Annotated in this window: 8 protein-coding genes; all 8 read left to right on the forward strand. The window is 70.6% G+C overall.

Annotation, left to right across the window (positions count from 1 at the left end; genetic code table 11):
* The coding region (locus V7004_RS02735) for an SGNH/GDSL hydrolase family protein (protein WP_334141927.1) at positions 1-727 on the forward strand (727 nt) is incomplete at its 5' end.
* An 80-nt stretch (positions 728-807) separates the two neighbouring features.
* Positions 808-2,358, forward strand: coding sequence for an NAD(P)/FAD-dependent oxidoreductase (locus V7004_RS02740; protein WP_334141930.1), 1,551 nt, complete (start codon positions 808-810; stop codon positions 2,356-2,358).
* A gap of 67 nt (positions 2,359-2,425) precedes the next feature.
* Positions 2,426-3,127 (forward strand): glycosyltransferase family 2 protein, encoded by a 702-nt coding sequence (locus V7004_RS02745; RefSeq protein WP_442967993.1) that lies wholly within the window; start codon positions 2,426-2,428, stop codon positions 3,125-3,127.
* A 5-nt stretch (positions 3,128-3,132) separates the two neighbouring features.
* Positions 3,133-3,537 (forward strand): DUF2304 domain-containing protein, encoded by a 405-nt coding sequence (locus V7004_RS02750; RefSeq protein ID WP_334141935.1) that lies wholly within the window; start codon positions 3,133-3,135, stop codon positions 3,535-3,537.
* Positions 3,538-3,826: 289 nt separating this feature from the next.
* Positions 3,827-4,948 (forward strand): glycosyltransferase family 4 protein, encoded by a 1,122-nt coding sequence (locus tag V7004_RS02755; RefSeq protein ID WP_334141937.1) that lies wholly within the window; start codon positions 3,827-3,829, stop codon positions 4,946-4,948.
* 131 nt (positions 4,949-5,079) lie between these two features.
* The gene (locus V7004_RS02760) at positions 5,080-9,423 is read left to right on the forward strand and encodes an alpha-(1->3)-arabinofuranosyltransferase domain-containing protein (RefSeq protein WP_334141939.1); all 4,344 of its coding nucleotides are present in this window, start codon (positions 5,080-5,082) and stop codon (positions 9,421-9,423) included.
* Between the two features lie 5 nt (positions 9,424-9,428).
* Positions 9,429-10,181, forward strand: a complete 753-nt coding sequence (locus V7004_RS02765; protein WP_334141941.1) for a glycosyltransferase family 2 protein — start codon at positions 9,429-9,431, stop codon at positions 10,179-10,181.
* Positions 10,182-10,265: 84 nt separating this feature from the next.
* Positions 10,266-12,251, forward strand: a complete 1,986-nt coding sequence (locus tag V7004_RS02770) for an acyltransferase family protein (RefSeq protein ID WP_334141943.1) — start codon at positions 10,266-10,268, stop codon at positions 12,249-12,251.
* Positions 12,252-12,284 lie beyond the last annotated feature (33 nt).

The following is a 12,284-nucleotide window of genomic DNA, read 5'->3' on the forward strand; positions in this document are numbered from 1 at the left end:
GCCTCAGGGTGCCCTCCCGGTGCCGCTACGGCCCGGCGAGCGGCCGCGCCTGCTGATCGAGGGTGACTCCGGGGCCTTCACGCTGGGGGTCGGCATCCTCTTCTGGGCCCGCCAGGGAGATCCGTTGTCGGTCTTCAACGCCGGCAAGCTGGGCTGTGGCATCACCCGCGGTGGGGAGCTGCGGTACGTCGGCAAGGAGCGCTCCACGCTGCCCGAGTGCGACAACTGGGTCGATCGCTTCACCGCGGACACCAAGGGTCTACGCCCGCACGTCGTCGCCGTGATGGTCGGCACGTGGGACGTGGTCGACCGCCGCCTGCCCGGTGACACCGAGTGGCGGGCCCCCGGTGATCCGGTCTACGACGCCTACCTGGCGCGCGAGATCGCCGAAGCCACCGACGTGCTGGCGGCCAACGGGGCCACCGTCGTGTGGATGACCCATCCCCACATCAAGGCCGGGATCAAGGAAGGCCTGCCCGGTCCGTTTCCCGAGAACGACCCGGCCCGCATGGACCGGCTGAACGACATCGTGCGGGAAGTGGTGCCCACCCGCCCCGGCGGGCGGGTGCTCGATCTGCAGGCGATCATGCGGGCCCGGCCGCAAGGAGAGCTCGACCTCGCCGAACGTCCCGACGGCATCCACTGGAGCGAGGCCTCGGGCATGGCCGCCGCCGAGTGGCTCGGCCCGATGCTGATCGAGTTCGCTCGCACCCATTCCGTCCACTGACCGGCTCCACCGAACGGATGCCCATCGGTGCGCGACCGGTTGGCTACGCTCACCGGGTCCCGTTCGGGACCCGATCGACCATGCCTGCAACCCCCGAGACCATCCCGCCCGCCAGCTCCGACGGTCAGCCCACCGTGGTGGTCATCGGCGCCGGGCCCGCCGGCCTGACCGCGGCCTACGAGCTGGCCAGGCGCGGGATCAGCTGCACGGTGCTGGAGGCCGACTCGGTGGTGGGCGGGATCAGCCGCACGGCCGAGCGGGACGGCTGGCGTTTCGACATCGGCGGGCACCGCTTCTTCACCAAGGTCCAGCGGGTGGAGGATCTCTGGCACGAGATCCTCTCGGACGACGAGTTCCTCGTGCGGCCCCGGATGAGCCGCATCTACTACGACGGCAAGTACTTCGACTACCCGCTCAGGGCGGGTAACGCCCTGCGGAACCTGGGGGTGGTGGAAGCGATCCGGTGCGTCGCGAGCTACCTGTGGGCGCGGCTGCGGCCGCCGAAGGACCAGACCAACTATGAGGGCTGGCTGGTGGCCCGCTTCGGCTGGCGGCTCTACCGGACCTTCTTCAAGACCTACACCGAGAAGGTGTGGGGTGTACCGGTCAGCAGCATGCCCGCGGACTGGGCCGCGCAACGCATCAAGAACCTCTCACTGTTCAACGCGATCCTCAACGCCCTCCTCCCCAGGAGGAACCAGAAGGAGATCACCAGCCTGATCGAGGAGTTCCAGTACCCGAAATACGGCCCCGGGATGATGTGGGAGCGTTGCCGCGATCTGGTCGAGGCCGCGGGGACGAAGGTGGTGATGAACACCCGGGTGACCAGGATCGAGCACGACCGTGGCCGCGCCGTCGCCGTCGTCGCGGAATCCGACGGCGTGAGCACCCGGTACCCCGCGGACCACGTGATCTCGTCCATGCCTTTCTCATCGCTGCTGACCGCCATGGACCCACCCGTCCCGACCGAGGTGCGGCGCGCGGCTGACGACCTGCGGTTCCGGGACTTCCTCACCGTCGCGCTGGTGGTACCCGAGGAAGCCGGCTTCCCCGACAACTGGATCTACATCCACTCCCCCGAGGTCAAGGTCGGTCGCATCCAGAACTTCGGGGCATGGTCTCCGTACCTGGTGAAGGACGGTCGCACCTGTCTGGGGCTCGAGTACTTCGTCTTCGAGGGCGACGAGACCTGGACCGCGCCGGACGAGCAACTCGTCGAGATGGCCAAGCGCGAGCTGCAACAGCTCGGCCTGGTCGACGCCTCATCGGTCGAGGCGGGCTACGTCGTGCGGATGCCGAAGGCGTACCCGATGTACGACGAGACCTACAGGGCGAACGTCGAGACCCTCCGACGTTGGCTCGAGCAGCACGCACCGAACGTCCATCCGGTCGGACGCAACGGCATGCACAAGTACAACAACCAGGACCACTCGATGCTCACGGCGATGCTCACCGTCGAGAACATCGTCGACGGCGCTCACCACGACATCTGGGCGGTGAACGTCGAGGAGGAGTACCACGAGGAGCGGTCGTCGAGCGGTCCAGCCCGTGGTGGCACCGGTCGCGACGCGCCGGTGATACCCCGTTCGGCCTTCGCCGACGACCATCCGGTCAACCGGGTGCCTTCCTAGCGGCGGCCGAGGCGCGATGACGATGCCCGCCGAGCCGACACCGACGGCTGGACGCACGCTCGTTATCGTGCCCGCGTACAACGAGGAAGCATCCCTCGGATCGGTCCTCGACGAGCTGCTCGCCTGCCGCGCCGACCTCGACGTCGTGGTGGTCGACGACGGCTCGACGGATAGCACCGCTCAGGTCGCGCTGGCCCATGGAGCGACGGTGCTGCCGTTGCCGTTCAACCTCGGGATCGGCGGGGCGCTGCGCACCGGGTTCCGCTACGCGGTCCGCGCCGGCTACCAGCGAGCCGTGCAGTTCGACGCTGACGGGCAGCACGACGCGGCGGAGATCGGCACGCTGCTGCGTGAGCTCGACGCTGGCGCCGATCTCGTCATCGGGAGCCGCTTCGCGAGCACGGTCAGTTCCTACGAGGTCGGTCGGGTCCGGGCTCGGGCCATGGCCCTGTTGCGCTTCGTCATCCGCCAGCTCTCGGGCCGCCGCTTCACCGATACCAGCTCGGGGTTCCGAGCGTTCTCGCCGGCCATGCTCCACTTCTTCGCCACCACGTACCCAGCCGAGTACATGGAATCGGTGGAGGCCCTCCTGCTCGCCTGCGCGAACGGCTTCCGGGTCGAGGAGGTGCCGGTGCGCATGCGCGAGCGGCAAGCCGGCCTGCCCTCGCACCGCAACCTCCGCCTGCTCTACCACTACCTCCGGCTCCTGTTCGTGCTGGCCGCGAGCTCGTCGCGACGCCACCGGGTGCCTTCGGCCGCGCCAGGGTGATCGACATGCCACCGCTGCTCGCCCAGATCGCGCCGGGCGGCCTGTCCAGGACCGCCCACGTCTTCATCGGCGTGGGCACGCTGATCACGATCGTGTTCATCGTCCGGCTCCTCCGGCGCCGGCAGCTGCGCAGCAAGTACGCCCTGCTCTGGACGGCGGCCGGTACCTCGCTCGCCCTGCTCGCTCTGTTCCCCGGGCTGCTCGACCGGGTGTCCCGCTGGGTGGGGATCGACTACCCGCCTGCGCTGTTCCTGCTGGTCGCGACCGGGTTCCTCTTCCTGACCAGCGTGGAGTTCTCGCGCGAGGTGAGCCGGCTCGATGAACGCACCCGCGCCCTGGCCGAGGAGATCGCCATGTTGCGGGCGCAGCGTGGCCCCGTGACGACGGACGATCCTCCCGAGCGGTGCTGACTCTCGAGCGATCTGCGGACGCGACCGCCGGGCTGGGTGCCGCGCTCCGCAAGGGCCGGCGACGCTTCCGGTGACACTGGGGTCTCGACCCTCTCCACTACGATCCGATGCGGCCTTCTCCCAGGCGGAGCAGGTCCGGTGGCGGCCCGACGGCGCCGCCGCAGCCCATCGTCAGCCCTGCCTCGGAGGCATCGCGATCACCACGCCGGCCCCTGCCCCGTCCGAACCACCCAGCGCGTCGTGCTCGGCCGCGATCGCTCGGCTGGCCGCCGCGGCGGGACTCCAGCGTGTGCACATCCTGGCGTGGCGGGATCTCGCGGACGTCGAGGCGGGCGGCTCCGAGTTGCACGCTGCCGAGGTCGCCCGGCGCTGGGCAGCGGCCGGACTGGAGGTCACCATGCGAACCTCCTACGCGCAGGGCAGCCCCCCCACCGGCACCCGCGACGGATACCGGGTGATCCGTCGCCGGGGGCGCTACATGATCTTCCCTGCTGCGGTGGTGGCAGAGCTCCGTGGGCTCCACGGGCCACGAGACGGCTTGGTCGAGATCTGGAACGGGGTGCCGTTCCTGACTCCGCTCTGGGCACGGGGCCCACGGATCTGCCTCATCCACCACGTGCACCGGGACATGTGGCGGCTGGTGCTCGAGGAGCGGCTCGCCCGTCTCGGTGAGATGCTCGAACTGCGAATCCTGCCACCGATCTACCGGCGCACCCCCATCGTCACGCTCTCGGAGTCGTCCCGCCGCGAGCTCATCGAGCAGATGCACTTCCGACCGGAGCTGGTGCGAGTCGTGCCACCGGGCATCAATCCTCGCTTCAGCCCGGGAGGGGAAAGGAGCCGGAGCCCTCTGGTCGTGAGCGTCGGCCGGCTCATGCCGTCCAAGGGATTCGACGCGCTGATCCGCATCGCCGCCGAGGTCCGGCACTCGGTGCCAGAGCTCGAGCTGGTCATCGTCGGCGACGGCTACGAGCGCGACCGCCTGGAACAGCTCGTGAGCGACCTCGATGCGACCGGCTGGGTGCACCTGGTGGGCCGGCTGTCCGACGACGAGCTCCTCGCGCTCTACCGGCGGGCCTGGGTGGTGGCCTCCGCGTCCATCGCGGAAGGGTGGGGCATGACGCTCACCGAAGCTGCCGCGTGCGGCACCCCGGCAGTCGCGACCCGCATCGCCGGCCACCTCGACTCGGTCGCCGAGGACGAAAGCGGCCTGTTGGCCGACTCCGATCGGGACTTCGTCGCCAAGCTGCGCGCGGTACTCACCGACCATGACCTGCGGGTTCGGCTCTCCGAAGGAGCCCGCAAGCATGCCGACCGCTACACCTGGGACGCCACCGCTCTCGGGGTCTTCACCCCGCTCGCCGAAGACGCGATCCGCCGCCGCGCCCGCCGCCGCGGTCGCGACCGGTGAGGTCGATCTCGCCGGCTGCCGGTCGCCGGACGGAGGGCGCCACCGCTGAGCGACCGCCAGCCAGCCCGGCGACCTCTCGGCTCCGGGACTGGTGGGCCGTCGCGATTGCTGCCCTGATCGCCTACGTCCCCTTGCTGCTGACCCGGCCAGGTGAGGTCGGCGCGGACACCAAGACCTACCTGTACCTCGATCCCGGCAAGCTCCTCCGCAGCGCCCCCTACATCTGGGACAGCCAGATCGGCTTGGGCACCGTCACCCACCAGAACATCGGCTACCTGTGGCCGATGGGACCCTTCTACTGGGTGTTCGACCAGCTCGGGGTGCCGGACTGGGTGGCGCAGCGGCTGTGGCTCGGTTCGGTGATGTTCGCCGCGGCGCTCGGAGTGCGGTACCTCATCCGCACCTTGGGCGCGCACGGCTTCGCGGACCGGCCCGGCGCGGTCCTCGTGGCGTCGCTGGCCTACATGATGAGCCCCTACCTGCTCGAGTACGCGGCCCGCATCTCGGTCATCCTCCTGCCGTGGGCCGCACTCCCCTGGCTCATCGCCCTCACCGCGAAGGCCCTCAAGCACGGTGGCTGGCGGTATCCCGCGTGGTTCGCGCTGGTCGTGCTCACGGTCGGGGGCATCAACGCGACCGCGCTCATCCTGGTCGGCGTGGGGCCGCTGCTGTGGGTGGTGCACGCCGTCTGGCTGGAGCGCGAGGTCCCGATGCGGGACGCGGTCAGGGCGGTGGCCCGCATCGGGCTGCTCACCCTGCTCACCTCCACGTGGTGGATGGCGGGCCTGTGGGCCCAGGGCCGCTACGGACTCCCCGTGCTGCGGTACACCGAGACCTACAAGACCGTGGCGGAGGTCTCCACCGCGCCGGAAGTGCTGCGTGGCCTCGGCTACTGGTTCTTCTACGGCAACGACAAGCTCGGTCCGTGGATCGAGCCGAGTGCGACGTTCACCCAGCGGGTGCCGATCCTCGCGCTCAGCTACCTCCTGCCCCTCCTGGCACTGGCCAGTGCCGCGCTGGTGCGGTGGCGCTACCGCGCCTACTTCCTGGTGCTGCTCGTGGCCGGGACGCTCATCGCCGTCGGGAGCCATCCCTGGGAGGAGCCCTCGCCGCTCGGGTCGGTCTTCAAGTCCTTCGTCCGCACCGATGTCGGCCTCGGCATGCGCAGCACCCCCCGGGCCGTGCCCCTCGTCGTGCTGGCGTCCGCCCTGTTCCTCGGAGCCGGCGTGGCGGCCATTGGCCGGCGCCTGCCCCGCCTGGCCACCCCGATCACCGTCCTGGTCGCGTTGCTGATCGCCGGCAACCTCCCCACTCTGTGGACCCGCGAGATGGTGGCCGCCAACCTCAAGCGACCCGAGCAGATCCCCGAGTACTGGCTCGACGCCATCGCCTACCTCGATGCCCAGAGCCACGACACCCGCATCCTCGAGCTGCCCGGCTCCGACTTCGCCAGCTACCGGTGGGGCAACACGGTCGACCCGATCACACCCGGGCTCACCGACCGTGGCTACGTGGCCCGCGAGCTGTTCCAGTGGGGGTCGCCGCCGTCGGCGAACCTGGTGAACGCCTTCGATCGCCGATTGCACGAGAGCGACCTCGATCCGCAGGCCGTCTCGACGTTCGCGAAGCTGATCGGCGCGGGTGACATCAGCTACCGCGCCGATCTCCAGTTCGAGCGATACCGCACGGCTCGCCCCCGCCAGACCTGGGAGTTGCTCAGGAGCGCGGCCGGTCTCGGTCCCCCGATCGAGTTCGGGCCACACCTCCCGAACATCGCGGGACCGGAGCAACCGATGGTGGACGAGATCGAGCTCGACGCGGTCGATCACCTGCCGTACCCGCCTCCGGTGGCGGTCTTCCCCGTCGAGGGCGCGCTGGCGATGATCCGCTCCCACCGCCCCGGTCGCCCGCTGCTCGTCGCCGGCGACGGCGACGGCCTCGTCGATGCCGCGAGCATCGGGCTCCTGGACCTGAACCAGGCGATCTTCTACAGCGGGTCCTTCGCCGACGACGATGCCGGGTTCGAACGCATCTACGGCCAGGGCGCCGACCTGCTGGTCACCGACACCAACCGCAAGCGGGCTCGGCGCTGGGGAACGCTGCGGGAGACCACCGGCTACACGGAGCGGGCAGGCGAGCGACCGCTCAGGTACGACCCCGGTGACCAGCGGCTCGACCTGTTCCCCGGTGCCGGAGACGACGCGTACACCGTGAGCGAGCAACGCGGCGGCGCGGTGGCCACCGCCACCGACTACGGCAATCCTGTCACCTACACCCCGAACGACCGTGCCGCCAACGCGCTCGACGGAGACCCCTACACCGCGTGGCGGGTGGGCGCCGTCGACGATCCCATCGGGCAGCGACTCACGATCAGCCTGGACCATCCGATCACCACCGGCGAGGTCACCCTGCTCCAGCCGATCAACCTGGTTCGCAACCGCTGGATCACCGAGGCCCGGCTGCGCTTCGACGGCGGCAACCCGGTGGATGTGACCCTGGACGACCGCTCGCGGCAACTCCCTGGCCAGGTGGTGTCCTTCCCCGAGCGCACCTTCCGCGAGCTCTCCATCGAGGTGCGTCGGACGAACATCCCGAAACGACCCCGATACGACGGCATCAGCGGTGTCGGTTTCGCCGAGGTGGGCCTCCCCGGGGTCCGGGTCGACGAGGTCGTGCGCCCCCCCGACGATCTCCTGCAGCGGGCGGGGTCCTCGTCGCTCGATCACCGGCTCACCCTGCTGTTCACCCGCTTGCGTTCCAACCCCTCCGAACCCGTCCGCACGGACGAGGAGCCCGCGCTCGCCCGAGCCATCCGGCTGCCGACGGGTCGCAGCTTCTCCCTCGCCGCCCAAGCGCGGGTGTCCGCGGACCTGAGCGACGACGGCATCGACCGCCTGCTCGGGCTCCCGGACGCTTCCCAGGGAGGGATCACGGCCCGCTCCAGCCAGCGACTCCCCGGCAGCCTCGCCCGGCGCGCGTCCGCGGCCATCGACGGGGACGAGACCACCCACTGGGCCACACCCTTCCTGCAGCCGGAGGGTCAGGAGCTCGATGTCGAGCTCGGCGAGCCGGTCACTTTCGACCATCTGGATCTCCGGGTGGTCGCGGACGGCCGGCATTCGGTGCCGACCCGGATCGAGTTGCGGGTCGACGGCTCGGAGCAACCGGTCGTCCTCGATCTCCCGCCCATCGAGGACAGCACGGAACCCGGCGCGGTGGCCAGGGCGCGGGTCGAGCTCCCCGAGCCGGTCACCGGCCGGGCGTTCTCGTTCCGCATCGCGCAGGTCCGCCCCGTCGAGACCATCGACTGGTACTCGAACACCCTGATCACGATGCCGGTGGCCGTCGCGGAGCTCGGCATACCCGGCGTCCAGCGGGCACCACTGCCCGATCGCGTCGACACCGGCTGCCGAACGGATCTGCTCACCGTCGACGGCCAACCCGTCCCTCTCCGCATCACCGGCTCCACCGCAGACGCCCTCGCCCGCAAGGCACTCACCGTCACGCCCTGCGGCGGCGACCCGGTGGTCAGGCTCGATGCGGGGGACCACATCGTGCGCTCGAGCCCGGGGCGGGTGAGCGGCATCGACCTCGATCGCCTCGCGTTCGCCTCCGACGCTGGCGGCGCGCCCGCACCGACGGTGACCGCGCCTGGTGCGATCCCCCCGGGGCCTCCGACCCGCACGGTGTCCTCGGGACCGGTGTCGTTCGAGGTGGAGGTCGACGCCGGCGGCAGCCCCTTCTGGCTCTCGGTGGGCCAGTCCTGGAACGCGGGATGGCGGGCCACCGTCGACGGCCGCGATCTCGGCCCGCCACAGCTCATCGACGGGTATGCGAACGGCTGGCTGGTCGATCCCGGCGGGGCGCAGACGGTGCGAATCACCGTCGAGTGGACACCACAGCGGGTCATCTGGTTCTTCCTCGGGCTGTCGGCCCTGGCGGTGCTGGCCACGCTGGTCCTGGCGTTCGCCGGTCGCCGTCCGCCGCGCGACCGGCGAGCCATCGTCGACGACGACGAGTCGCTGGATCCCCGCTTCGAGCTCCCCTGGACCCAGGCGCCCGACCGGCTCTCCAGCCGAGCCTCGATCGCGGGAGCGATCCTGCTCACCGTGGTCAGCCTCGCCACCTTGTCCTTCGCGGGTTGGATCCCCACCCTGTCCCTCGCCGTGGGTGCCGCCACCTTCGTGGCCTTCCGGGCGCCCCGCGGAGGCGGCTGGCTCGCGCTGGGTGGCGTGGGCTGCCTCGCAGTCGCCTACCTCTACATCGTCACCAGCCAGGTCCGGCACCGGCACGTGCCCGACTTCATCTGGCCGGTGCAGTTCGAGCGGGTGCACGTGCTCGGTGTGGTGGCCGTCCTGTTGCTCCTGGCCGAAGCGGTGCGGGAGGTCACCCTGCGCCGGCAGGCCACTCGCGAATCCCGCGATCGGCGGCCGGCTCCTGGGGTGCCAGGCAGCCCAGCGCCTACCATCAGTTGACCACGATGGACGATCATCCGCTGCCCGACCCGGCTCCATGCCTCTCGGTGGTGATCCCGTGCTTCAACGAGGTGACCACCATCCAGGAGGTGATCCATCGCGTGCTGGCTTCGCCATGCACCCGGGAGGTCATCGTGGTCGACGACTGTTCGACCGACGGGACTCGCGAGCTCCTCGAGAAGCTCGACGAGCCGAACGTGCGGGTGATCTTCCAACCCGTGAACCAGGGCAAGGGAGCGGCGCTGCGGCGGGGCTTCGCGGAGGCCCAGGCTCCGTTCGTGATCATCCAGGATGCGGACCTCGAGTACGACCCGGCGGAGTACCTCGATCTCCTGGCCCCGCTGCTCGCGGACAAGGCCGATGTCGTCTACGGCTCACGGTTCCTGTCAGGCCGGCCCCACCGGGTGCTCTACTTCTGGCATTCCGTGGGGAATCGGCTGCTGACCACCGTCTCCAACATGTTCACCAACCTGAACCTCACGGACATGGAGACGTGTTACAAGGTCTTCCGCCGGGAGGTCCTCGAGAGCTTCACCCTCGAGGAGGACCGCTTCGGGATCGAGCCCGAGCTCACGGCGAAGGTGGCTGCCGGCGGCTGGCGGGTCTACGAGATCGGCATCTCCTACAGCGGTCGCACCTACGAGGAGGGCAAGAAGATCGGCTGGCGCGACGGTGTGCGGGCCCTCTACTGCATCGTCCGCTATTCACCGCTGTTGCAGCGGGCCAGGGCCTCTCGATCACGTCGCCGGAGGGGCTGAGCGGTGGCGCTCGACATTCGTCCCGGCACCCTGCTGAGACAGCCTTCCTCGGGCCTCACTTCCGCTTCGCCCGCGGACATCGAGGTGCGCCCCCATCCGGGCGGACGCGGGGACCGTACGCTGCCCCATCGGCCCGCACTCGACGGTCTCCGGGGTCTGGCGGTCGCCGCGGTGGTCATCTACCACCTCGAGCCCGGATGGCTCCCCGGGGGGTTCCTCGGCGTCTCGCTGTTCTTCACCCTCTCCGGCTTCCTGATCACCAACCTGCTCCTCGCCGAGTGGCGCCGGCGGGGTCGCATCGACCTCCGGGCCTTCTGGGCTCGCCGCTTCCGGCGACTGCTCCCGGCCGCACTGCTCACCCTGCTGCTCGTCCTGGCGATCTGCGCGGGGAGCAACGATCCGCACCTGCTCAGCAACCTCCGAGGTGACGTCCTCGGTGCGCTGGCCTACGTGGCGAACTGGCGGTTCATCCTCAACGGGGATCCCTACGGCGCGGGGTTCCAGGAGCCGTCGCCGGTGCTGCACTTCTGGTCGCTCGCCATCGAAGAGCAGTTCTACGTGGTCGTCGCGATCGTGGCCTTCGTCCTGGCCAGGCACGCTCGCCGGGCCCGGGCCTGGGCACTCACGTTCGGGGCCGCCGCGCTGGGCTCGATGCTCGCCACCTGGCGGCTCTCGGGAGGCGGCGACACCGCCCGCGTGTACTTCGGCAGCGACACCCGGGCCTTCGAGCTGCTCGCCGGCGTGCTGCTGGCGATCGGTGCCGGCTTCGCGGTGCCCCTGTTCCTGCGCGGGCGGTGGTGGCGGCACGTGCTCGGTCCCGCCGCGCTCGCCGCGCTGGCCGGGGCGATGCTGCTCGGCGGGGTCGAGCAACGCTGGCTCTATCGCGGTGGCTTCTGGGTGGTCGCCGTCCTCTCGGTGGCCCTGATCGTCGCCGCGCTCGACGACGGCCCACTGGCCAGGCTGCTGGCGTGGCGGCCGCTCGCCGGCCTGGGCCTCATCAGCTACGGCGTCTACCTGTTCCACTGGCCGCTGTTCGCCTGGCTCACCCCCGAGCGGGTGGGCGTCGACGGGTGGGCGCTGGCCGGGATCCGCATCGGGGCCACGTTGACGATCGCCATCGGTTCCTACCTGCTGGTCGAACAGCCCATCCGGCAGGGACGGCTCCCTGCCGTCCGCCACCGCCTCCTGCTCGCGGGGGCCTTGGCGGCCACGGTCGCGATCCTCCTCGCCGGCACGAGCATGCTCGACGGTGCGGCCGCCCGGCGGGCCGTCGCCACCTCCAACCCCGGCTTGCTGCTCAACTCCTCCCTGGCAGACGGCGAGCAGGCCGACGGTGGAGCGGCGGGTTCGACCCTCGACGGTCTCGCCGACCCACCGCCGCCGCTCGAGCGGGTGCTCATCCTCGGCGACTCCCTGCTCCACCAGAGCTACCCGAGCATCCGCGACCGCCTCGCTGCGCTGGGGATCGACAGCCTGGCCATCGGCGGCCCAGGCCAGCACCTCATGAAGAACGACGGCGCGTGGCAGGCAGAGCTCGACCGAGCGATCGACGCCTACGACCCCGACCTCGTGGTGCTCGAATCGTGCTGCGGTTGGGGATCACCCTGGCAGCGGGAGCTCTACCACGCGCCGGACGGCCGGATCATCGAGCCAGACACTCCCGAGTCCTGGGCCGAGTGGGACCGGCTGGCCCGCGTGCTCACCGCCCGCGCTCGCCAGGGCGGTCGTCCCGTGGCCTGGGTGCTCGCCCCTCCCGCGCAGACCAACGGCTACTACGGGCCCATCGAGGCCCGCATCGACGTGGCCAACGATCTCTACCGCCGTATCGCCCGCTGCGATCCCGGTGTCGGGCTGATCGACTGGCGGGTCATGTCGGGCCCCGATGGTCGCTTCGTCTGGGACCTGCCGGCGGCGGACGGCTCCCTCGTGCGGATCCGCACCGAGGATGGCCTGCACCTCACCCCGGCCGGGCAGGCGGCCGTGGCCGACCTGACCCGTGACGGGGTGTCCGGGCTCTGGCAGCGCACCCGCGGCCGGATCCCCCCTGCTGCGTCACCGGCGTGCTCCTGAGGTCTGCGGCCGAGCTCCTCCAGCGGCGGTGCC

The sequence above is a fragment of the Rhabdothermincola sp. genome (assembly GCF_036846205.1).
GTDB lineage: Bacteria > Actinomycetota > Acidimicrobiia > Acidimicrobiales > Acidimicrobilacustridaceae > Rhabdothermincola.